This window comes from Yoonia sp. 208BN28-4 (assembly GCF_037543925.1).
Lineage (GTDB): Bacteria > Pseudomonadota > Alphaproteobacteria > Rhodobacterales > Rhodobacteraceae > Yoonia.
This window is the reverse complement of sequence record NZ_JBBIFY010000001.1, coordinates 1,039,215-1,061,847: the sequence shown is the minus strand read 5'-3', so window position 1 is coordinate 1,061,847 and position 22,633 is coordinate 1,039,215. Positions and strand designations below refer to the sequence as shown.

At 54.1% G+C, this 22,633-nt stretch carries 24 protein-coding genes, 1 tRNA gene and 1 pseudogene; 10 read left to right on the top strand and 16 right to left on the bottom strand.

The features are described 5' to 3' along the window. Nucleotides 1–273: pseudogene (locus V8J84_RS05275) on the bottom strand (hypothetical protein); the annotation flags it as partial. Nucleotides 274–875: 602 nt separating this feature from the next. Here V8J84_RS05275 and V8J84_RS05270 point away from each other — a divergent pair. From V8J84_RS05270 to V8J84_RS05245, 6 genes are all read left to right on the top strand, one after another. Then, nucleotides 876–2,045, top strand: a complete 1,170-nt coding sequence (locus V8J84_RS05270; RefSeq protein WP_339928703.1) for a tyrosine-type recombinase/integrase — start codon at nucleotides 876–878, stop codon at nucleotides 2,043–2,045. After that, nucleotides 1,979–2,650, top strand: a complete 672-nt coding sequence (locus tag V8J84_RS05265) for a hypothetical protein (RefSeq protein ID WP_339928701.1) — start codon at nucleotides 1,979–1,981, stop codon at nucleotides 2,648–2,650. The genes V8J84_RS05270 and V8J84_RS05265 overlap by 67 nt, the downstream gene beginning before the upstream one ends. An 87-nt stretch (nucleotides 2,651–2,737) precedes the next feature. Then, nucleotides 2,738–3,001 carry a helix-turn-helix transcriptional regulator gene (locus V8J84_RS05260; RefSeq protein ID WP_339928699.1) on the top strand — a complete coding sequence of 88 codons (264 nt, stop codon included), beginning with the start codon at nucleotides 2,738–2,740 and terminating at the stop codon, nucleotides 2,999–3,001. Nucleotides 3,002–3,053: 52 nt separating this feature from the next. Continuing rightward, a complete protein-coding gene (locus V8J84_RS05255) occupies nucleotides 3,054–4,013 on the top strand; it encodes a DNA-primase RepB domain-containing protein (RefSeq protein ID WP_339928697.1) in 960 nt (319 codons plus the stop codon). Continuing rightward, complete coding sequence (locus tag V8J84_RS05250) at nucleotides 4,006–4,977, top strand: AAA family ATPase (protein WP_339928695.1); 972 nt, start codon at nucleotides 4,006–4,008, stop codon at nucleotides 4,975–4,977. The genes V8J84_RS05255 and V8J84_RS05250 overlap by 8 nt, the downstream gene beginning before the upstream one ends. Before the next feature lie 214 nt (nucleotides 4,978–5,191). After that, entirely contained in the window at nucleotides 5,192–5,572 is a 381-nt protein-coding gene (locus V8J84_RS05245) for a hypothetical protein (RefSeq protein WP_339928693.1), read from the top strand. A 1,256-nt stretch (nucleotides 5,573–6,828) separates the two neighbouring features. On the opposite strand, the gene V8J84_RS05240 is transcribed toward V8J84_RS05245, so the two are convergent. Then, nucleotides 6,829–7,731 carry a GIY-YIG nuclease family protein gene (locus tag V8J84_RS05240; protein ID WP_339928691.1) on the bottom strand — a complete coding sequence of 301 codons (903 nt, stop codon included), beginning with the start codon at nucleotides 7,729–7,731 and terminating at the stop codon, nucleotides 6,829–6,831. Between the two features lie 434 nt (nucleotides 7,732–8,165). Then, nucleotides 8,166–9,110, bottom strand: a complete 945-nt coding sequence (locus V8J84_RS05235; protein ID WP_339928689.1) for an alpha/beta fold hydrolase — start codon at nucleotides 9,108–9,110, stop codon at nucleotides 8,166–8,168. Between the two features lie 86 nt (nucleotides 9,111–9,196). Between V8J84_RS05235 and V8J84_RS05230 the strand changes: the two genes are divergently transcribed. Continuing rightward, nucleotides 9,197–9,910 carry a helix-turn-helix transcriptional regulator gene (locus V8J84_RS05230; RefSeq protein ID WP_339928687.1) on the top strand — a complete coding sequence of 238 codons (714 nt, stop codon included), beginning with the start codon at nucleotides 9,197–9,199 and terminating at the stop codon, nucleotides 9,908–9,910. A gap of 356 nt (nucleotides 9,911–10,266) precedes the next feature. On the opposite strand, the gene V8J84_RS05225 is transcribed toward V8J84_RS05230, so the two are convergent. Beyond that, the gene (locus V8J84_RS05225) at nucleotides 10,267–11,256 is read right to left on the bottom strand and encodes a phospholipase D family protein (RefSeq protein WP_339928685.1); all 990 of its coding nucleotides are present in this window, start codon (nucleotides 11,254–11,256) and stop codon (nucleotides 10,267–10,269) included. A gap of 277 nt (nucleotides 11,257–11,533) precedes the next feature. On the opposite strand from V8J84_RS05225, the gene V8J84_RS05220 reads away from it, so the two are divergent. Next, nucleotides 11,534–12,772, top strand: a complete 1,239-nt coding sequence (locus tag V8J84_RS05220) for an SIR2 family anti-phage-associated protein (protein WP_339928683.1) — start codon at nucleotides 11,534–11,536, stop codon at nucleotides 12,770–12,772. Next, nucleotides 12,769–14,490: an anti-phage-associated helicase HerA gene (herA, locus tag V8J84_RS05215; RefSeq protein ID WP_339928681.1), complete on the top strand. Its 1,722-nt coding sequence runs from the start codon at nucleotides 12,769–12,771 to the stop codon at nucleotides 14,488–14,490. The genes V8J84_RS05220 and herA overlap by 4 nt, the downstream gene beginning before the upstream one ends. Nucleotides 14,491–14,766: 276 nt before the next feature. Here herA and V8J84_RS05210 read toward each other — a convergent pair. From V8J84_RS05210 to infA, 5 genes are all read right to left on the bottom strand, one after another. After that, nucleotides 14,767–14,841: transfer RNA gene (locus V8J84_RS05210), tRNA-Phe, on the bottom strand. Nucleotides 14,842–14,919: 78 nt separating this feature from the next. Further along, complete coding sequence (locus tag V8J84_RS05205; protein ID WP_339928679.1) at nucleotides 14,920–15,102, bottom strand: DNA gyrase inhibitor YacG; 183 nt, start codon at nucleotides 15,100–15,102, stop codon at nucleotides 14,920–14,922. Continuing rightward, nucleotides 15,102–16,133 (bottom strand): ribonuclease E/G, encoded by a 1,032-nt coding sequence (locus V8J84_RS05200; RefSeq protein WP_339928677.1) that lies wholly within the window; start codon nucleotides 16,131–16,133, stop codon nucleotides 15,102–15,104. The genes V8J84_RS05205 and V8J84_RS05200 overlap by 1 nt, the downstream gene beginning before the upstream one ends. Further along, a complete protein-coding gene (locus V8J84_RS05195; RefSeq protein ID WP_339928675.1) occupies nucleotides 16,130–16,735 on the bottom strand; it encodes a Maf family protein in 606 nt (201 codons plus the stop codon). Before V8J84_RS05195 ends, V8J84_RS05200 begins: the two co-directional genes overlap by 4 nt. Nucleotides 16,736–16,768: 33 nt before the next feature. Beyond that, the gene (gene infA / locus V8J84_RS05190) at nucleotides 16,769–16,987 is read right to left on the bottom strand and encodes a translation initiation factor IF-1 (RefSeq protein ID WP_007205486.1); all 219 of its coding nucleotides are present in this window, start codon (nucleotides 16,985–16,987) and stop codon (nucleotides 16,769–16,771) included. A 178-nt stretch (nucleotides 16,988–17,165) separates the two neighbouring features. Between infA and V8J84_RS05185 the strand changes: the two genes are divergently transcribed. Continuing rightward, a complete protein-coding gene (locus V8J84_RS05185) occupies nucleotides 17,166–17,909 on the top strand; it encodes a DUF5765 domain-containing protein (protein WP_339928673.1) in 744 nt (247 codons plus the stop codon). On the opposite strand, the gene V8J84_RS05180 is transcribed toward V8J84_RS05185, so the two are convergent. The 7 genes from V8J84_RS05180 to V8J84_RS05150 are packed head-to-tail and all read right to left on the bottom strand — an operon-like array spanning nucleotide 17,899 to nucleotide 22,568. After that, nucleotides 17,899–18,345, bottom strand: coding sequence for a hypothetical protein (locus tag V8J84_RS05180; protein ID WP_339928671.1), 447 nt, complete (start codon nucleotides 18,343–18,345; stop codon nucleotides 17,899–17,901). The two genes, V8J84_RS05185 and V8J84_RS05180, sit on opposite strands and share 11 nt — an antisense overlap. Continuing rightward, entirely contained in the window at nucleotides 18,342–18,821 is a 480-nt protein-coding gene (locus V8J84_RS05175; protein WP_339928669.1) for an arsenate-mycothiol transferase ArsC, read from the bottom strand. The genes V8J84_RS05180 and V8J84_RS05175 overlap by 4 nt, the downstream gene beginning before the upstream one ends. A gap of 1 nt (nucleotide 18,822) precedes the next feature. After that, the gene (locus V8J84_RS05170; protein ID WP_339928667.1) at nucleotides 18,823–19,302 is read right to left on the bottom strand and encodes a UPF0262 family protein; all 480 of its coding nucleotides are present in this window, start codon (nucleotides 19,300–19,302) and stop codon (nucleotides 18,823–18,825) included. Continuing rightward, entirely contained in the window at nucleotides 19,299–20,609 is a 1,311-nt protein-coding gene (gene hisD / locus V8J84_RS05165; RefSeq protein WP_339928665.1) for a histidinol dehydrogenase, read from the bottom strand. Before hisD ends, V8J84_RS05170 begins: the two co-directional genes overlap by 4 nt. Before the next feature lie 52 nt (nucleotides 20,610–20,661). Further along, a complete protein-coding gene (locus V8J84_RS05160) occupies nucleotides 20,662–21,141 on the bottom strand; it encodes a DUF2948 family protein (protein ID WP_339928663.1) in 480 nt (159 codons plus the stop codon). After that, a complete protein-coding gene (murA, locus tag V8J84_RS05155; RefSeq protein WP_339928661.1) occupies nucleotides 21,138–22,409 on the bottom strand; it encodes a UDP-N-acetylglucosamine 1-carboxyvinyltransferase in 1,272 nt (423 codons plus the stop codon). The genes V8J84_RS05160 and murA overlap by 4 nt, the downstream gene beginning before the upstream one ends. Nucleotides 22,410–22,415: 6 nt before the next feature. Beyond that, entirely contained in the window at nucleotides 22,416–22,568 is a 153-nt protein-coding gene (locus tag V8J84_RS05150; RefSeq protein WP_339928659.1) for a hypothetical protein, read from the bottom strand. Nucleotides 22,569–22,633 lie beyond the last annotated feature (65 nt).

Below are 22,633 nucleotides of genomic sequence, written 5' to 3'. Positions count from 1 at the left end.
GATCCGGTTTTCGCCCACAATTATCGTCAGGTCATAAAAGCTGGACACGCGATCAAACTGAACGTCTGACGCAGCAATTCCTGCCTCGAACAAGATTTCATCACCGCCTCCACCGGAGCCGAAGATGGTATCTACTCCAAAGTCAGGACCAAAGATATAAGTATCGCGACCGGCACCACCGTAGAATTCGTCGTTTCCGCCAAGACCGACTAAGGTGTCGTCTTGTTCAGAACCGCTGATAAAATCGTCGCCGTCGGTGCCAACTATTCGCATGTGCTTTACCTAAATTCATTGTGTTTCGAAATATTTCAAGAGTAACGACTTCGTAGCTTCCACACACTCTCAGATTCGTAAACCGATGCCAATCTACGGCACCGACCGTCCGACGGTATACTCGGTTTGTATCACGAGAAAGTCCAATACATTGGAGGCGTGGTATGATTTTGTACTCATGATCGCCCAACCCAATAACTGTTCGGCGACACGATACGACGCAGAACGCTGGCGATAAGCGTTGAAGCTTACTTCAGTCCAACGACTTGAGGTGCCTTCAGGTCATGCACTTTGTCCGGCGTCGTACCAAAGGCCAAAAAGTCCGGGCAAGTATCTTCGTCAGATGTCCTTAATTCCCAGAAGGCTTTCTACCAAATTTACGTTTCGAAGTTGGTCTCAAACTGTCGAATCGCTGAAATGGCCGCTAAGATTTGTCGCTTAAACGTTCTGCTCCACAGGTGGACCTTTAGACGCAAAACCCACAAACAGCCAACAACGCCCACGACACGCCAAGTTAGAAGAACAGACAAATATTTTATTTTAAGATATAATATCAAGAGTTTACCCGTGAGAATGGGTGATGGATAGGATATATATCTCGTATGAAAAAGAAACTCACATCCCGCTACGTTGAAACCGTCACTACACCAGGTCCCAAACGACTTGAGGTGTACGATCAAACGCTCACCGGCTTTGGCATTCGCATTTCAACATCTGGTCGCAAGACGTGGTTCTGCTCAACTCGAAGCAACGGCAGCATCAAGCGCGTGACTATTGGGACCTTCCCCGCTCTCGCGTTGTCAGATGCCCGGGAACAAGCAAAAATTGTGATCCATGATGCACAGCTTGATCTTGCCGACCAAGTTGAAGTTCAAACGCTCGGGGAAGTCGTCCCGTTGTTCATCACGCTATACGCAAAACCGCGCAATCGTGGCTGGAAAGATCAAGAACGGCTGTTGAAACAAAAATGGAAGCCGTTGTTCAAAAAGCGCTTGAACGAGATCAAACGGACCGATGCCGTGCGTGTGCTTGATCAAATGATCGCCGATGGCGCACCAGGTCGCGCCAATCATGCAATGGCTGTTTTGAAGAAATTGCTCAATTGGTCCGTTGATCGCGGGATGATTGAAGTAAATCCGATTTCAGGCATGAGCCCACCGACGAAGCCAAGACCACGTGACCGCATACTGACTGACCCTGAGATCACACGTTTTATGCAAGCGTCGACAGCACAAGGCTACCCCTTCGGCACAATCCAACAAATGTTACTGCTGACTGGCCAACGACGCGCCGAAGTCTCTGAGATGAAATGGGCCGAAATCAATTTTGAAACCAACACTTGGAACATCCCCGCTGAACGCGCCAAAAACGGGCAGTCGCATAATGTGCCGTTGTCGACACCCGTACAAAGCATTCTAACGTCCCTGCCCCATTTCGCGGGTTCCGAATACGTGTTCACGACAACCGGCAAGTCGCCCGTTTCGGGCTTTGGGCGCGCTAAGGAACGCATTGACGTGGCCGTTGGTGCAAGTGACTGGCGATTGCACGATCTCCGCCGCACCGCCGCCTCAGGCATGGCCCGTATCAAGGTATCGCCACATGTCATCGAAAAAGTTCTCAACCACAAAACGGGGATTATTTCTGGTGTCGCTGCGGTTTATAACCGTTACTCTTATGAGGAAGAGAAACGCGAGGCACTTGAACTATGGGCAAATCAGATCGAAAGCCTTTGTCGCGAAACGAAATTCTCGACATCATCCAAAGCGGCATAGAAGATTCAATGTTTGTTGGTATTGCAGTAGCATACGACGAGTTGATCGGTACATGGCAAGAAAGAATCTCGAGTTCAACCGGTGACTTCCCAAACTCAGGGATTCAGGCAACACCGTCCCAACGCGCAAGATGGTTAGATCGAAATTTGCTGAAACCAGGTCAGAAACTACTTACTGCGCTTGAAGATGACAAACGTCCGTACCTTTCGAATTGGGGCGCATTGTATGTTAATCCTAAACAGATTTCTGATAAAAAAATGAAAAAGCTAAAATCGCAATTGGCCAGTTTACATGAATATGTGGATCAGCTTTGGATGGACCTGAACTCACAGATTGCCGAAGGCGCGCCGATCACGGGTGAGATGCGTTACGAGATCGTCTTCGATCTTGTGAAATTCACTCTCGAAAATTGTCCACACGTAGCCCCGACCAGAGGGACTTACGACGGTGAAGACAAGCGTTGGGTTGGTGACTTACCAGAGTTTGTTACCCATGCTTATCATCACATTACCAATGAGCATGGCCTCAACCGAAAGGGCATAGACGACTTGCTCCGGATCGCCTTAAAAGACTACTTGTCGGTCACAAACCAAAGCGGCACATAGCCAACAAGCCATAAGCTTTAAACGAATCTAAATTCCCATCATGTCTCGGTGAAGGCAACAATGCCTGGTCACCAATGGAGACAAATAATGGAAAAGAAGCTGATAGAACTCACCACCAGTACCGGCGATCCCCCAGCGGACTGTGCCGATACGGGACCTATTCTATTGGCCTATGAACAGCTTGCAGAAATCGGCATTTGTTACTCGAAAGAGCACATTCGAAACATGGAAAAGGACGGGCAATTTCCTGTGCGCGTCCGACTTAGCCCTAAGCGCGTGGCATGGGACCGAAATGAAATTACTGACTGGCTTCGACAACGTTTAGACGCCCGGACAACGGTGATCGGCTAACACCTTTCACAACAAGCCACAGATCAACTTACAAAATTATAAAGGAAATAACATGCCACATGGCCTGAACAATCCCGCCTTGCCGATACACTCGCGTCAAGAAATGAAGAACTTTCTACAAACGTGCTGGAAGGTACATGGACGCAGACCTGATGCTTTCGTTTGCATCGCTACTTATGATCGAGATGCAAATAGATTACGCCATCGCTTTATAAGGATTCGAAATTTAAAGGTCGAATTACGTTCACATATTAATGATGTGTCGCAACTAAATCATGATATTTACTTTTGCCCAAACGCAACTCGGACGGCAAGCTTAGCAAAAGAGAACGTTCTAGCAACTCCCTATTTGCACGCGGATATTGATGACGCAGAACCAGACGAGTTCAATCCGAGACCAAACATACTTTGGGAAACCTCACCAGGGCGCTTCCAAGGTCTCTGGACTATGAAGACTGCTATCGACGCTGATCTTGCACAAAATAACTCAAAACGAATGGCCTATGCTTTCGGTGCCGACAAGAATGGACATGCTCCAAATAAGCTACTGAGGGTGCCAGGCTCCATAAATCTCAAGCCGACGCACCGTCGACCCCGCGTACGGATCATCCGGGACAATTGGGAGCTTAAGTACTCAGGCAAAGAACTAAAGTTAGACTTGTTACCGCCAAAGAGCACCTCAGATCGCGTACATATTCGCCTACCGTCATCCGTCGATTATGCTCAGATAAAGTCAATTTGGAACAAGTACAGAACCGTCCTCTATAAGTCAGATATTGGCACGTCTGCTGCGCGCTTCATGATGCACCGGCGCGTTTACAAGACTCAAGATAGAAGTGGAACGATCTACTGTATTATTGCGGGCCTTCATTCTGTGGGAGCGACTCGAACAGAAATTGCCACTGTGCTTGTCGCTAACCCGTATTTTCAATCGAAGCATGGGACTAACCAAGAAGCTGTCGAACGGGAAATTTCGCGCTGCATTGCAAGCTGGGAGTCCAAAAATGGATGATCAATTTCAAAAGCTGAGCGAATTTGAACGTAAGGAGGTCGAGTGGCTTTGGGAACCGTTAATTCCGCGAGGAATGATGACAATCATAGAGGGCGATCCAGACGTCGGAAAGTCATATCTTGCGATGCATATAGCCGCAGAAATCTCGAAAGGGGGTAGCCTTCCAGGAGGCGCGTCCCTCAAGAAAGGCCGTGTTCTGTACTTCAGTCAAGAAGACGATCCTGCGTACACTATGCGTCCGCGTATCGAAGACATGGGAGGCAAGGTTCACCGCATCAAAGTTCACGTAGGAGATTCAGTGTTCGATGAAAATGGGCTCAACATGTTAGCTGCCTATGTCGTTGACTGGAAACCTGATCTCATCATTATTGACCCACTTGTCGGTTACGTTGGCTCAAATGTGGATTTCTTTCGCGCCAACGAAATCCGGCCGGTCTTGCGTGCGCTGTCTGACATCGCTGAGATCGCCAAATGCGGTCTTCTCGTCATCCGGCACCTGACAAAAGGCAAACACGACAAAGCAATGCATCAGGGCGGCGGATCTGTCGATTTCATTGCTTTTGTGCGATCTGCACTTCGTGTTGCTGTCCACCCTGAACGGGATGACATCCGTGTGATTGCGCACTTCAAGCACAACTTGTCAAAGCGCGGTGCGTCTCAGTCATATGAACTGCTGGCCCAAGAGCCGCCACTCAGGCCAAAAGTCGTCTGGCGCGGTGAGGTTGATATTTCGATTGATGACTTACACGGTGGAGCGCGCAAAGAACCAAGCGAACTAGATCACGCGATTAAATTTCTGTGCAGTGAGCTTGCAAACGGGAAGGTACCGTCAAAGCAGATTGCTGATCGGGCGGATAGCTTTGGTATCGCAAAGAAGACGCTTGAACGCGCAAAAGAAGAAATCGGTATAAAGCCAAAGAAGGTTGGCGCGCACCGGTTCTGGTCATTGCCCGCGACTAAATAAACAATTGAAGATCGCCATTATTGTATAAGGGAAAAACCTGACGATGATGGCGAACTTCATTTTAAGATTGCCAACATCGTCACTAATCCCCCTCATGCAATTTGACGTTCTTCGCACGATGGCACTAATTCAGGCCGACGGTTTAGAATTCACTGATTTGGCCCTATCGTGTGCAGGAAGCACCTAGACTCATATATATAGGGACACGCAGGATATGGCCATGACAACACATGAACCTACCGAGGACCAACGGCATCTCGTCGAGGTCCTCGTGGCAGGTGGCACCCCAAAACGAACAATCGCCCGAGCGATGGGCATCGGGATGAACACACTGCGCAAACGTTATAAGGTCGAACTTGAGACCGGCCTGGAGATGGCCAATTCAAAGGTGGTGCGCCGGTTGTATCGATTGATTGAACAGGGCTCGACACCCGCGACCATCTTCTGGCTAAAGACCCGAGCAGGTTGGAAAGAAGGCCAGACGATCGAAGTCAAACAGAACAACAAGGCATCGCCTTTCGATTTTGCATCGCTCAACGACGAAGAGCGCGCCACGCTGCGCCTACCACTCGAAAAGGCTGTACGCGCATCCTAACGACACCAAATGACGCGGGGCACACCGCCAGACACGTTGAGATCGCCGCCAGGACGTCACAATGTCCCTGTTTGCACACGTGACGCGTAAAATTGAGGATCACGCCCTGCGGTGCCTCTCAGCGCCTCAATGCAAAATGCAGTCAAAACCATCAAAATGAGACGAAGTGCGCTTCCGCAAGTGGTTTTTGGAGCCGGATGGCTGATGACACGAGGATTACTGTCAGACAGGCCTTATTCTTTGCTTAGCAGTGACTTGCGTCCAAAATGGCACCCCATGACACGCGGACTAGATAGCGGTCTGTCGTACCCAAGCTGATCTTGCTTTTACCGAGTCTTGCCAATCGGTTGAAGCAAGGTCGAGCCTAAAACAAAATGGATCTGGGTGACGTATGGGTGACAAACTCTCGGTTTCGAATGCCATCCGTGTACTTAAAGCCGTTAAAGCAACCAACTTCTACAGCGCCAAATAGGACGGCTGGCTGCCTTTGTCCAAGTTGGCATGCTAGCATCATGATCGGATATTGTCGCAGCATGGCTCAGCTTCAAAGACTAAAAACTCCAGCCAAACGGGTCGTTGGGATTTCCGTAGGTTCGGCGCGGATCCTTGGTACTTTAGATTTCGATTTGGGTGCAAAGAACTGGCCATTTTTCATGTTTCAAACCCCACTTTAGCCAAATAGCATAATCCGTAACTCTCAAAAGCTTGCATGCGACAAGAATGGCTGAGATGCTCGGGAAAAAATCGAACAAACAAGGCCAGCAAGAGTGTTGATTAATCCAGATGAATTTGAGACCCAGCTAAGAGCTGGATGCGGTCCTGCGATTGAGGGGGTCTATAGAACCCTGGCCGACGCCAAGTTGCCTCAAGGCATGACGGCACGCGCGACTGGTCACGGTTATATTTCCAGAGAGCTACGTTTCGAGGTAGACGACAGATGGTATTTTTCAGCCGTCCTAAACCAGTCATGGGTTCTTTGGTACTTTCGCCGTCCTGCGATCGCTGACCTCAATGTCGAACATGATGAGGTACTTCGAATATTCCAAGCCGCTGAAACGACTGGTTCAAACGAAATTAAGTTACGAATTTCTGACAAACTATCCGCTTATGCAGTGTTAGGATGGATTCAGCAGGCGAGATGATGTCATGGTTCGCAGCAGCACAACTAACTAACTAGTTGAAGCAGTACGTCTCAACAAAACTGGTCAAAGGCTCATGTCTGTCGTCAGTGTTTTCAGAACCAATGATAGCTTGCACTATAAGAGATCCCAATCATCTAGAACTGTACGCCCCACCAGGCTTGTCACCTTTTGGACTTGCAAAGCATCCATTTGAAATGCTTCATTTTCAGGCAGATCAGCAGCAACGAGTGTTACAAGACCAAGCTTCAAGATATCACTAGCTGCGCCGTTTTCAATGACGCCTTCAACCAAGTCTGGCGGCGGTATCTTTAACGGCCAATTTTCTAGTTCCGGAGTAATCGCAAATTTACGTGGGACAACTACTCCAGGCTTAATTTTACGACCCGACGCCAACACACTTGCTACGATCGTTAATGCATTCCTCAGAGTTGGGTTCTTCAAAGCTTTTGGACTTGGGTACGCCCCTACAAGTCGCTTGCGATACTCGCTGAGTGGCTTAATCGGAACACTCGAAACGCGACCCAATGATTGAAGAAATAGGTTTAATATAGTCCGTTCAGGACTGCCTGGAACAACACCAGCAAGCGTTGCTGCGTGGCGACCTGTCGTTAGCGGATCACGCGATGACATGCTGCCTAGCCCAGCCGCCAGGTTCGTCAAAACTCCACCATCACATCTTCTCTTATAAAACGAAATGAGCTCTTCTTCTCGTCGCAGACAGGCCGCCTCATCACCCCCAAATAATCTGTCGACTTGATAAGTGATACTTTGCCCTGAATTCACGATCTTTCGAATTTTGTTGCATTTAAATGGGTTGCTTTTGTGGATCGCTGTTTGACGGATGGCTTCGGTCTCATGTTGAAGAAGGCGGATGCCTGTTCCTTTACCTACGTAAAATGCTTCCCTTTCCGGGGTCAGGAGCAAATAAGTATAAAAAGTTCCGTTCGGGAGACTTCGCACAAATTCATTCGCAAATTGACGACTACCTTCAAATACCGTCGCGGGCTCGTTGAGCATTTTATTTCCAATTCAACCTATTGTGACGTCAAGAATTCAAACCATAAGTGTGTTTGCAGCAAGATTGAGGCAGATTGATGGATAACCACAAATTCATCACCTAGATTACTTAGCGTCCATGCATTTTTTACTCACCTTGCATCGACAGTACCGGCCCAAAGCCGACCTCCACGGTTAGTCTGAGATGCTGCGTTGCGGCCCGTCAGACCGGACATTCGCTGCAAGTGCAAAATCCGGGGCCGCTCGAACTCACAGTTTGCGGACAAAGCGCCATTTCGCTGCGGCTGCGCCAAGGTCCGCTTTCATGTCTGCCGGTCTCACGGAGGTTCTCGCCCGGGCATTAGAACACAAATTCCGTCATTCACATTTTGGGCCGAAGACATCGCGATGGCCTGTGCCTTCCGAGCGAGCGGGAGGGCACAGACCTCCTAGGCTTAGGCGGCCAGATCGAGCGCCAACCAGCCAAGGATTGCATCTGTGGTCTCTTGCGGTCTTTCCTGCTGGATCCAGTGGCCGCACTCGAGTTTGATCACTTCAACATTCAGGACAAAATCCGCGAGGTTCTCAGAGGGAGGGATCATGTCCTGCGTCCCGTAGATCATCAATGCAGGCTGATGAACGATTGGATCGACATCCGCTAAAAGGTGCCAGTTTCGATCCATGTTCCTGTACCAGTTGATACTCCCGGTGAAGCCAGTTTCTTCGAAGGAAGATACGAACACATCGATGTCCGCGTCGCTCATCACAGGCTCTCCCATCGGTGCATCTGCCCGCGCAAGGTTGATGATCATCATCCCAGGTTCCGGTGGCAGCGCTGGCAGGTTCTTGCGGAAAAGGTTGCGTAGAAACGATCTGGCATTGCTGTCCAGTATGGCGTCTGCAACGCCGGGTTGGCGGTTGAAGTGGACAAAGTAATTGTCCTCCCCAAACACGGTTTCCATGAACTCAATCCACGGCATCGGTGTCCGAGCTTGATAGGGCAGTGCGAGGTTGATGATCTTCTTGACGCGGGTTGGATGTAAGAGCGCCATGCTCCAAACAACGTTTGCGCCCCAGTCATGTCCCACGAAGACCGCGTCGTCATATCCGTAATGATCCAGGAGTGCTGCAAGGTCGCCCGTCAGATGCGCGATGTCGTATTGTGTCACATCCTCAGGGCGCGAAGAGTTGCCGTAGCCACGCTGGTTAGGAACGATGACATGGTATCCTGCCGCAGCAAGTGCTGGCATCTGGTGACGCCAGGAAAAGGCATGCTCAGGCCAACCGTGGCACAGTACAATGGGGTTGCCTTTGTTCTCTTGCCCGGCCTCAAAGACCTCGAGCTCAATGCCATTCAGGGCAACCACTTTGGGGGAAGGAAAATTGGGGATCGTAGTCATGGTGGTACTCCGGATTGATTGTGGTAACACCGGATTAACCCTTAAAGGTATCAAATTCTGACGCCTTTCTGTAGTAGACTTGGAAAATGAAAAGCCGATCCCGACAAGCCGCTATCGTCCGAAGCCTCCGCCGAGGCGGGGCGTCCACGATCGAAGCTTTGTGTGAAGAAGTTGGGGCATCGCGCAGCACCATCTTGCGCGATCTCTCTGCCCTCCGGGACGAGGGCTACGTAATCATCGCCGAGCAGGGCCGTGGCGGGGGACTCTACCTTGACCCAACGTCGGTACAAACAACGGCCAAACTGTCTGTGCCTGAGGTCTTCGCAATGATAATTGGCATATCGAGCATGCGTGCCGCCGGATCGCTTCCCTTTGCCCGCTTGGCTGACAGCGGGCTTTCCAAGATCGAGAAGTCCCTGCCGCCAGACAAGCTGCGCGACCTCCGACGATTGTTGGAATGCCTCTATGTTGGGCCACTGGCGCCGCAAGTCGATATCTCGAATGTCGGAGAGATCGATAGTGGGCTGCTCCCTGCTTTTGAGCGGGCATTTCTTGAACAGTTATCTCTGCAATTCGATTACGTCGATGCAAAAGGCGCAAAGACGCAGCGCTGCGTCGAACCTCAGGCCATGCTGATCTTGCCGCCGCTTTGGTATCTGGTTGCATGGGACCCAAGCCGTGAAAATGTTCGGCATTTTCGAATTGATAGGATCGGCCGACCTGACGTCGTAGAGGGCCCAACATTTCGGCTGCGGCGGATTGAATTCGATGCAGGTGTGCAGCCAGTTCGATACGCTTAGCGGACCTTGGTGCGTCATGCAGCATCATGCACATTAGTCTCAAAGCGGTCATTGGTTCGATCCGCAGCATTGGTCAAAGTGGGCTCACTGCCGACCTTGGAGCTAGAGCAGCATGTTAACTCTTGCGCCGCCTAGCCCCGTATCGGACGGCCCAGAGCCGACCTCGAGCGTGGTGTCCAGATGCCGCGTTCGCAGATCACATTGCCGACATTCGCTGCAAGCGCGAGACTGACGCCCAGCTGAACTCACATCATGCGGGACGAAACGGGCTTTTTCTACCTCTTGTACGAAGGTCTAGTTCAGCCCGTGATGGTTCCTTGGGACGCCACTTCGCACAGCTTGAAATCTTGTAGCAGTTAGCCAACTTCAGAAAGATAAGATGCTAGTTCCGAGATTGGAAAGTTGTAAGCCCGCTGTTCTTCCTCTTCCCCGCTCGCGCCATCACGGACATAGGCGTGGAATGCCCTGCGGATAAGGGCTCTGTCCGCTTTCCCGAACGTGATCCCCTCAATGTGGTCGATCTCGTAGGCAGCGTGAAAGGTTTCCCCGTTCTGCTCGAAATCTGGAAAATCACCTGCGTTCCTGCGATAGAGCATCCCTCTCGCGATTTCCCCACGGGCAGGCCAGTCGTAGTCGACTAGGTACGCCGTCGCGGCATCAGTGGTCATGCTGTCCCAGTCCCAATACGTCTCGAAAGCTTGGCCATACTGGTCGCGGGCCTGCCTGTCACCTATTTCTAAAACAGCCAGATCGTTGGCATCCGTCACGGTATCATACACGACCATCCTGACGTTCAGGGCATCGAGTTCCGCCGGTGCCGTCAGCAGGACGTCGACCAAGCTGCGGTCTCCTCGCCTTGCCGCAACCACGGCATTCCCCTGCTGACGTCTGGCCCATGCCGCCGCCGCAGCCTCAAGGTCAGCCTCGTTGATCTTCGTGGCAGCTTGCCAGAAAGTTTCGAACATCCGCGCGATCTCAGTGCGGACGTTGCCATACACGACGTTTACCTCGCGCCAGCCTGTGTCATTCCCTTCGGCGCCGAGGCCGTTGGTCGACATGTTGGACGATCCCACGAAAGACATGTCGCCGATTACGCCGATCTTAGCATGTAAGTCGTTCAGCTGCCGGACGTCAGCTCCCAGCATGCGTAGGGTGCGGATCTCGCTCGGGTTCGTACCGCCACTCACGAGGTTGCAGACGATCCGCATTCCGGAGCCATCCTGAATGCCAAGCGCCTCGGCGGCACCCGCGCCCCAGAAAGCGACGGCAAAGTCAGCATCGACACCCGAACCGAGCGCGGCGCTCAAGCGCTGATTCAGTTCCGATCCATTAACGAAATCAGGCATGGAGTAGTCCTTAGATAGTTAGTTGAAGTGTAAGCGGCAGGACACCGAACGGCCGCAGTATGAACAAAGCGCTCTTTTGGGGGTGTGACGAACATTCGCTGCAAGCGTGCCGGTGTCAATCCGACAGGTTCCAGCGAAGTGTCCAGACAGATGCAAACCGCCTTCAACACCTAGCCGTTAATCACATTAATCAGGTTCCAAATTCGAGATAACTATGCAAACGTCTTCTAAATAATTGTAGCAGTGAAGTATTTCCGCCGGGGAAGGTATTTTTTCAATGATTGCAATTCGGGGGAATATTGAACTCAAAGACGATATTGAATTGACCGCCCATTTGGCATCGCTGTTGCGCATGGAAAACGTTGGTGTGTTGCTCGGTGCGGGTGCGTCGGTTGGATGCGGTGGGAAAACCATGGCCCAGCTTTGGAGCGATTTTGAAGCTCATTCGGCCGAAGAACTGAGTTGGTTAATTGCCAACAAATATGTCGCTCCAAGAGGCATGCCCGGCATAGAGCCAAAAACTGATGCCCCTAACGTTGAGCGCCTCCTTGACACCTTAGCAATATCCATCGCTGAGTGGGAAAGGTCGAAAGAAGCCTCGCTGGCTCCCGCAAAGAAAGCCCGTGCAGCGATCTACCGTGCTTTGGTCAGGGCGTCGGTCTTGGATCAAAAATGGTGGGAAACGCCCGAAGGTGTTGGACATCAAGAAGGGCGACTAGCATCACATCGCCTACTATTACAAAGACTTACAAGCGCACGACAGCCTGGGCAGGCTGCACCTTGGTTGTTCACCACAAACTATGACCTTTCGATTGAGTGGGCCGCAGACTCAATCGATCTAAATTTGATCAACGGTTTTATGGGGCTTCACTCTCGCCGCTTCTCGCCACAGAGCTTTGATCTTGGCTTTAGGAACGTCCAAGCAAAGGGAGAGGCGCAATTTGGATCTTACAATGTTTATTTGGCGAAGCTGCACGGGTCACTGACATGGAAAGAAGTTTCGGGTCAGTTTTACGAGATTCAAGCAACGGAGGCACGACAAGAAATTCAGTCGTTCACTGACGGAAAGACGGACGATTTGGCCTTCACTGTGCTGCCTAGCGCAGCAAAGTACATTCAGACCGTTGGCTTTGTATTGGGCGAATTGTTCCGTCGATATTCTGAGTTTCTTGCTCGCCCTCAATCGGCGCTCTTAGTGTCTGGTTATGGTTTCGGTGATGAACACATAAATAGGCTATTAGTATCAGCACTACTAAATCCAACCTTTCAACTGGTGGTGTATCTGCCCGCTTTCTCTGGACCCGACAGCATCAGCGCACTCCCCATCGCCGCTCAGAACCTCTTGTCGCTCGAAAGCCCAAGAGTCACCTTTGTTGGTGGAGGGCCTGACTCATATTTTGACGGTTTCGTAAGCCATTTACCTGAACCGTCGATTTATGATGACGACCTCAGAAAACTCGAGGAAAGACTGAGGGGCTTCACATCTGAAAAAGGCGAAGCCGGTGAAGGGGCGTGATAGGAAGGTCGTCCATCGGTTACGTGGTCAAAATTGATGGTGCAGAAGTAACTCTGAATGTTATGGACCACCATAGAGGCATGGTCGCTGGACACACACACGGTGTATCTACAGTGACGGAGATGGGCAGCTTGCTGGGGATAGACGCTGGAGACCGGCTTCTGCTTCTAAGGGTAAAGTCAATCAGTTTTGCCGAACCTAGTGAAGTTCATCGACGATCCATTGGTCAGAATCCTCTGTCGGCGGAACCCCTCCGACACGTAGTCGGCCTTGTCGTCGGCAAGCTCACACGTAAGGAAGGTGAGCCAGAATTTCTGGCAGACTCCCTCTCGACACCCGCTCTAGGCGCAATGGTCTATCCGCTCATCGCGGATGAACAAAGGATCGTATTGGGACGCAGTGGAGACACGCCGACGTCAATCCAAATTGGAAATGAGCTTCGAAGCAACACACCAGTCCACGTCGATATACAAAGCCTTATCAGCAAACATGTCGCCGTGCTTGGCAGTTCTGGCCAAGGAAAAAGCTGTTTCACGGCGGCTATCCTTCAACAAATCGTAAAATTGCCCCGTTCACGAACGGTTATATTTGACATTAATGGGGAGTATGCGCAGGCCTTCTCGGATGGCGTTGACCCAAGCTGGATTAAGAATACGGAAATCGGTGAGGGCGGCTATAAGGTTCCCTACTTTGCACTAGGTAGGCACGGACTTCAGCGCCTACTTATGCCCAGTGAGAAAACACAGCGCCCGGCGCTGATGTTCGCCTTAGAATCATTAAATAGGGTAAAATGGATCGATCGTGGCTCAGGTGTTGGCATTGCGACTGATACCACTCCATTTTTGTTTGACGATTGTCGAAGTGGTAATGCGCAGCAAGCGCATCTCCGAGTGTCCGCACTTCAGGATAAAAGTGCCGACGAAGTCCGCTCTTGGCCGCCGATGAAAGCACTCGGTCCTTTAGTCGCCGAGAGTTATGCTCTCTCCAACGGTCGCAATGGTTGGGAAAGAAACGCCTTTCAATACGGGAACGTTGCCCCACTAGTAAATCGGATCAACCGATTTGTCGAGGATCCAATGTTTTCTGCGGTGGTTGATACAAAAGGTGCAGTCCGATCATCTCCGCTGGACTGGAGGACGGAGGCAACCGACTTGGTGGCGAACCTGTTCGGAGACGAGAACTCTGATTGGAGGGTCCATATCGTTGACTTAAGCCGAGTCGCGCACGATTTGATGCCCTTTATCCTAGGCTCATTGCTTGAGCTCTTCGCGTTTGAGATCTTCGAACGTGGGCAAGACAAAAAAGTCCCTACCTTACTGGTGCTGGAGGAAGCGCATCATTACCTCCGCCCAACCGGTGTTGGAGAGAGTGACACAGCCAGCTCTCTTGCCTACGAACGTCTGGCCAAAGAGGGCCGGAAATTTGGCTTGGCGCTCTGGCTAAGCACACAGCGTCCGTCAGAGATTTCGCAGACGGTTTTGTCGCAGTGCGGAAATTGGGTATCTTTCCGGTTGGCCTCAGATAGAGATCTGGCGTCAGTTCAAGCTTCTAGCGAATGGGCAGATGCGCGTGAAGTTAAGCGCATATCTGGTTTAGCTCGCCAGACAGCAATTGCTTTTGGTGAAAGCTTGCGGATGCCCGTAACGATTACAGCGCCAACTGCAGATCCGTTGCCAAAATCAGGCGATGCGCATTTCGACGATTGGATAAATCCCTGAGGCATTCTCTTCTAAGTCTCGTGCTCACTGAAACGCTCGACCGCCTTCTACGCGAAGTGAAACACAAAGTCCGCTTTTTGCATAGTCATTTCCTAATTTGCATCCGCAGCGAATGTCTGGAAACCGCCCAACTTGGCACAAAGATATTAGTGCATGTCGAGTGATTTGGACGCAAAATCGGAGTTTTGTTACCCAAACGATACCCAAGCCGAAAAAACACGCCTTGAACGGTATCGCTGCATCCAGCGCAACCAACTGATAAAAAAAGGTTTTAAATGGTGCCCAGGGGCGGAATCGAACCACCGACACGAGGATTTTCAATCCACTGCTCTACCCCTGAGCTACCCGGGCACCGGGATGGACATGTCCATCGGGTAGCGGGGTTTTAGGCGGGGAATGCGGGGGTGTCCAGAGCCTAAATGCGCAAAATCAATGTGGTTTGCGACCTGCCTCGTCCAACTCCTCGGCCAAGGCATCATAGTCGTCGGGATTGTCGGATGGAATGGCGTAGGAGCCGGTCAGCCATTTGGCCAAATCGACGTCCGCGCAGCGCTTTGAACAGAACGGTCGCAACTTGGGATCGGTCTTGCGATTGCAAATCGGGCAGGCCATCACACCCCCTTTGGCAGCGTCTGCGTTACAGGCAGGCGTTCGCGTTTGCGCTGAAGTTCAAAAAGCCCCATCGGGGTCCAACCGACAAGCGAGGTTTCAATCGGACAGGCCTTGAAAGCGGCTCGCAAGGACTGTTCGACCTGCTTGCGGTGCGCCTTTGACATCGGCGCGAAATCGACGCTGATCTGCCCGCCAAGACCGCGCAGCCGCAAGGCGCGCGGCAACGCACGGCTGGCGGCAAGATTAGCCTTTAGCGCGGCGGCAGGCGACGTATCACCGCCGGTGTTCACATCAACGGCGACCAAAGCGCGCGTTGGCTCAACATACATTGTGCCGGCATCCAGCGGCACGAGCGGACTGCCAAGCGCATCAATCTGGTCGAGCACACCCAAGTTTTCAAATGCACCCGCGTCGGTGACGACATCGGCCTTCGCCGTCCAGTCGCGCCACGCAAGCACGTGCGGTCCGTCACCTTCTGTCAGCGCCTCGGCGATCCCATCGACATCGGCCATGATGGCGTCAGCCATATCGAGCATGGCGGAAATATCCTCGGCGATCTCGTCGTCTGGCGCGGCAAAGCAGGCCGACCGCAGGATCAATCCGTGGTCGCCCTCGTGCACGCTGTGGGCGATGCCGTGCAGGCGATCACGCTCTTCCTCGTCCGTGATCTGGCGCGAGATGTTCAGGCCGGGCTTGCCGGGTGTGACGATGGCGTAACGGCTTTTGAACAGCACGCGGTCCGTGACGGGCACCGCTTTGCCATCGTCGGCATAGCCCGTGACCTGCACCAACAGCGGCTGACCGGGGCGTAACCCTTTGCCTTGCCGCAAAAACGCTGTCTCACCGTCCGGCAGGCGCAGCATCATCCCGCCCTGCCCTTTCAATGGACGATCACAAATCGCGCGAAAGATCGCACCGGGGCGCGGCGCATCTTCATTGTCGATCAGCAGGTCATCCAGCTTGCCATCAACCAGCAAAGCCGCAGCCTCGACCCCGTTCAAATGATCCAGAACAATCGTGCGGCCCTTCATTTCGTATCTCCAAACAAGGGGTAGCCAGCCGCGGTCAGCAGGCCGAGCGTTTCAGGCAATGGCAGCCCCATGACCGCGTGAAACGACCCGTTGATCCATGTAACAAAGGCGCTGGCTGGTCCTTGGATGGCATAACCGCCTGCCTTGCCCTGCCAGTCACCTGTGGCCAGATACCAATCAATCTCGCGTTGGGTGAGCCGTTTCAGGGCGACAGCGGATTGCACGTCTTTTTGCCAGATACGATCACCGCGTTTGACTGCAACGGACGTGATAACGCGGTGCCTGCGTCCAGCGAGCGCGCGCAAGAACGCCGCCGCTTCGTCCGCATCAGCAGGCTTGCCCATGATCCGGCGGCCAAGTGCGACAGTGGTGTCGGCACACAGCACAACCTCATCATCTGCAACAAGGCTGGCGTCGGCCTTGGCGCGGGCAATCCGGTTTACATAATCGCGGGGCAGTTCGGCATACTGCGGATCTTCATCGATATCCGGCGCACGCACGGCGGCAGGGCTGATCCCTGCCAGCGCCAAAATCTCCAGCCGCCGTGGCGAGCCGGAGCCAAGCACCAGTTTCAACGCGGGATCGGGCGGCAGGGTCGTCATTTTACGGATACCCGCACGCAGCCCAAGCGCATATTACTTAAAGCGATAGTTAATCCGACCCTTGGTCAGATCGTAGGGTGTCATCTCGACTTGGACTTTGTCGCCAGCCAGAACGCGGATGCGGTTCTTGCGCATCTTGCCTGCCGTATGTGCGATGATCTCATGGCCGTTTTCCAGCTCGACCCGAAATGTCGCATTTGGCAGGAGTTCCTTTACGACGCCGGGAAATTCGAGCAGTTCTTCCTTGGCCATGGTCTCTCCTGAGTGTTGTCATGCGGATATCCCGCACGGAGCGTTACATGCGCCTGCACAGGGCAAATATCAAGCCTAAAGCTGAATTTACCTTTGATCAGCAATGGTTTTGCCGCCAAGGTGTCGCAATTACTGCGCGGGATTTGAATGAATGTGTTGGAGCACCGAAGCATCGGTTGTGTGGGCTACTGTCGGCGTCAGTGCATCAGCCTATCTTTGGTATAAGAAAGAGCCGCCTGTCATGTGGATGACCATCGGCTATTTCAGCCTGATGGAGATCATTCAGGCATTCAGCTATCCGGTGCTGAACCAGTGCGATTTACCGCGCAACCAGTTCCTGACGCTTCTGGGATACCTGCATATCGCGTTTCAGCCATTTTTCGTGAACCTGATGGCTTTGCATTTTGTGCCGCCACAGGTGCGGGCGCGTATTCTTCTGCCGGTCATGCTGGCTTGCGGCGTGGTGACGATGTCGCTGATCCTGAACGTCTATCCCTTTGAATTTGCTGGCACCTGCGATCCACGTCGCGCCTTGTGCGGACCGCAAATGTGCACGGTGGCAGGCAATTGGCATCTGGCGTGGCTGCTGCCGCTGAACGGCTTTGGCAATCCGCTGGCAGCGTTTGAAATTGCAGGCGTCCGCCCCTTCCCGCACGGGATGCCCGGCTATGCGATCGTCGCATTTGTGATGCCGGCGCTTTATGGCTCGTGGAAGTTTGCGCTGTATCTGCTGCTCTCTGGCCCCATGCTGGCTAAGCTGTTGACTGACAATATCCACGAACAGCCCGCCATCTGGTGCCTGATGGCCATCGCGGTGTCTTTCGCGATCATCAAAACCCCGCTGCGCCGCATCCTGCGCGAAGACCGTGTGCCCCCGTGGATGCGGTGGACCAATCGCCCGCCGCGTCACGCTACTGCATAGCCGGAAGCGGCCCGTCCCCCACCAGCGAAATACGCAGATCGGTGCATTCGTCGCCTGCGATCATCGTGACGTTCACCGACAAATACAGACCGCAAGTAAAGGATTGCCCGCTGGCATAGCTGTCCCGCAGGTCGCATCCCAACGGGACCAACGCCTTTGTCATCACATCCTTCGCGTCACTTACAGCGAGCGCACTGCGATATGTCACGTCCCCGAACGCCGTGCGTTCACCATCACGCCCTTCGTAGCTGTAAAGCGGATCGTCGCCGCAAACCTCAAGGACAGGCATCGCTTTGACATAACCAGGAATACCGGTGTGATACAGAAAGCTGCCGCGTGGCGCGTCCTCAACCTTGAGATAGACAGCCAAAAGGACAAACGGCGCGACGATCAGCATCAGAACACTAACGGCGCCGCCGATCAGCCAGCCTTTCACGCGGCGTCCTGTCCGGGGCCCCAGCGGGCAATCAGGTGTTTGCGAATCTGGTCACGCGCCTCGCGGTAACGGACGAGACGCGCCTCGCGATCATCGCCCATGCCGGTAGGGTCCATCACTGGCAGATATTCGACATCCAGATGAAACACATGCGTCAGATCAAGCGCGCGGCGCTGGCTGGCGGGTGACAGGGCAAGCACCAGATCAAAGGACGACAAATCATCCCCCCAGTCTTCCATTTCGTCAAAGCTGCGCGAGCGGTGGCGCGACAGTTCGACCCCGATCTCGGCGCAAACGGTAATCGCAAAGCCGTCGATCTCCAGATCGTTCTTCACGCCCACCGACTGCACATAACAGTCCGTGCCATAAAGCTTTTTCATGATCCCTTCGGCCATAGGCGACCGGACGGCGTTGTGGTCGCAGCAAAACAGGACCGACTGCGGCAGAGGATCATATGTTGGCTCCTCCCCGCTCACCCTAGCCTCCGAAATGCAGCACGCAGATCAGGGTGAACAGGCGACGGGCGGTGTCGGTATCGACCTCTGCCTTGCCCTCCAGCCGCTCTTGCAGGACGCGCGCGCCCTCGTTGTGGATACCGCGCCGGGCCATGTCGATGGTTTCGATCTGGCTGGGCGGCATGGTTTTCACCGCCTCGAAATAGCTTTCGCAAATCTGGAAGTAGTCTTTGACCACCTGCCGGAACGGGCCAAGCGACAAATGGAATTCACCCGCGGAAGTTTCATCTTCCTGCGCAATATCAAAGACCAGCCGCCGTTCGCGGATGCTAAGCGCGAGCCGATACGGGCCAGCTGGCACGTCACGATCCTCGCGCGCGGGCAGGACAAAGCTGTTGTCCTCGAGCAGATCAAACATGGCGACCTTACGCTCTTGCTCGATCTCGGGCGTGGGCGTGGGCAGGCCACTGTCGTCAATCTCGATATGGGTAATCTTGCTCATGCGTCACCCCCGTTCAGCCGGTCCAGACGGGCCAATACCGACAGGCCGTGCGCCTCAAGGCTTTCTGACGCTGCAAGCCGCGCCGCTGAGGGGCCAATCGCCTGCAAGGCGGCCGGTGTCATTTGCGCCAGTGTCGTACGTTTCACAAAATCCATCACCGAAAGCCCGCTTGAAAACCGTGCCGAGCGTGCGGTGGGTAGCACGTGGTTCGGCCCGCCGATGTAATCACCAATCGCCTCTGGCGTCCAACCACCAATAAAGATGGCGCCTGCGTGACGAATGTCCTGCGCCATGCCTTCGGCATCGGCCACGCACAGTTCAAGGTGTTCCGGCGCGATCCGGTCGGACAAGGTCACGGCCTCGGACATATCGCGCACGGTGATCACCGCACCAAAATCGCGCCAGCTGGGCCCCGCAATCGCGCGACGCTCCAGCGTTTCAAGCCGCTTGTCCACGGCCTCCGCCACCGCCTGACCAAAAGCCGCATCATCGGTGATCAGCAGCGATTGCGCGCTTTCGTCGTGTTCGGCCTGTGACAGCAGATCAAGTGCGATCCAGTCGGGATCATTGTCCTTATCCGCAATCACAAGAATCTCTGACGGACCTGCGATCATGTCGATGCCGACCTTGCCGAATACACGCCGTTTTGCCGCCGCGACAAAAGCATTGCCCGGTCCGGTGATCTTGTCCACGGGGGCAATCGTGTCTGTGCCATAGGCCAACGCCGCCACCGCCTGCGCCCCGCCGATGCGGTAAATCTCGTCCACGCCCGCGATCTGTGCTGCCAGCAGCACCAGCGGGTTCACAACGCCGCCAGGTGTCGGGCAGACAATCGCCAACCGCTCTACCCCCGCGACCTTGGCAGGGATCGCGTTCATCAGCACAGACGATGGATAGGACGCCAGACCGCCGGGCACATAAAGCCCCGCTGCTGACACGGCCGTCCAGCGCCAGCCCAGCTTGGCCCCGGCGTCATCCGTCCATTGCGCATCTTCAGGCATCTGGCGCGCGTGGTAGGCCCGGATACGGTCCGCTGCCAGTTCAAGCGCAGCGCGATCCTCGTCGGACACTTTCTCGCATTCGTCGGCAATCTCTTGGGGGGAAAACCGCAACGTATCTGCTGTCAGGTCCAGCCGGTCAAATTTGGCCGTCAGCTCAATCACCGCCGCATCGCCACGCGCACGCACGTCTGCAATAATGTCAGCCACGACATGATCCACGTCAGGGCTATCCTCGCGCTTGGCGGACAAAAGTCCGGCAAAACGGCTTTCGAAATCTGCTTCGGTGGTGGATAAAAACTGTGGCATGGCAGGCTCCTTGGCCGCTGACATAGCGCGGCGCTGTGCCCGCATCAATCTATCAGGTGTCGTGCGATGGGGCCTGACGTGACGGCGCGATATAGGGGCGTGTCACATCGCGCAGCACAGCTTCGAGCGTTTCCACCTCAAGCGCAATCGCGCCATCGCCTGCAAGTGTCAGCATCACCTGTCCCGCGCCGTCTTCGGCTGGGACAAATTCAACGGCCAAAAGCGAATAGATCATATCCGGATCGGCCTTGCTTACGCCTTGCGTCCTGACCGCCATCACGTCTTCAAACGCAAGCACGGCCTGCACACGTTCAAAGTCACGCGCCCGCTTTTGCGCGTTTGACGCGTCTTCCCAACGGAAACGGTTCAGCAATAGCGCAAAGCGGCGCGCTTTGCGATCAAAGCGCATTTCAACGGCGGGAAAGATCGCGTCCTGCACAAGCGCCGCGATCACTGTCAGGTCATCGCTATCCAGCGCCCTCAGCCGCAGCGGCGCATCGCCACCGTCTTCAAACCGCGCATCATCGCTCATGATCCCTGCACCCGTTCGATCTTAGCCCCGACCGCGCCAAGTTTTTCCTCGACGTGCTCGTAACCGCGATCAAGGTGATAGACGCGGTTCACGACCGTTTCACCTTCGGCTGCGAGGCCCGCAAGGATCAGTGACACAGATGCGCGCAGATCAGTCGCCATGACAGGCGCACCTTTCAGACCGGCCACACCCGTTACAGTCGCCGTGCCGCCCTGCACGTCAATGTCCGCGCCCATGCGCACCAGTTCGGGCGCGTGCATAAAGCGGTTCTCAAAAATCTTTTCTTCCAGCACCGATGTCCCTTCGGCCAGACAGAGCATCGCCATCATCTGCGCTTGCAGGTCTGTCGGAAATCCCGGGAATGGCTCTGTTGTAACATCAACCGCCTTGGGGCGGTCGCCACGGCGTTTCACCTTCAGGCCCGCCTTGGTTTCGGTCACATCCACGCCAGCCGCATCCAGCTTTTCGACGAACGACGACACCAGATCCATGCGGCCACCCAGACACTCGACCTCGCCACCGCAGAACACGGGAGCCAGCATATAGGTGCCAAGCTCGATCCGGTCGGTGACAACAGGGTGCGTTGCAGCGCCAAGGCGGTCCACGCCCTGCACGGTGATCGTCGATGTGCCGTCGCCTTCGATCTGTGCGCCCATGCTGCGCAGGCAAGTGGCCAGATCAACAATTTCAGGCTCGCGGGCGGCGTTGTTAATGACCGTTGTGCCTTTGGCCAGCGTGGCCGCCATCATGATATTCTCGGTCGCACCGACAGAGGCAAAGGGAAAATCGATAACCGCGCCCTTAAGCTTACCACCCGCAGCCTTTGCGTGCAGATAACCATCTTTCAGCTCAATCGACGCGCCCATCTTTTCCAGACCGTCCGTATGGATATCCATCGGGCGCGCACCAATCGCACAGCCACCGGGCAATGACACGATTGCGTGCCCTTCACGCGCCAGCAGCGGCCCCAGCACAAGATTGGAGGCTCGCATCTTGCGCACGATCTCGTAGTCGGCGGTTGTGTTGATCTCGCCATGTGTCGACATGACCTGCACCTTGCCGTCCTGCATCGACGTGATCTCGGCGCCCAGCGATTGCAAAAGCTGCGTCATGGTGGCGATATCGGACAGGCGCGGCGCATTGGTCAGCGTCAGCGGCTCCTCGCTCAAAAGCGTGGCCGGCATCAGCGTGAGTGCCGCGTTCTTGGCCCCGGCAATGTGGATCTGGCCGCGCAATTCGCTGCCACCCTTTACGACGATTGAGTCCATACCTGCCTACGCTTTCTTTTCATTTTCTTGTTGGTCTGCATCCTGCGCACGCGCGCGCGCCTGCGCCTTCCGCTTGGCCATATTGGCCTTCAAAGCGGCCTTCAACCTGTCTTCGCGGGTCTGCGCGGCCTTAGCGGATTTTCCTGCGGTCTGCTTCATGTCCACCCTGTTACAGCGTGCGACAAAAACCGTCCAGTGAGGGCTTGCACCATTTGACGATTGCC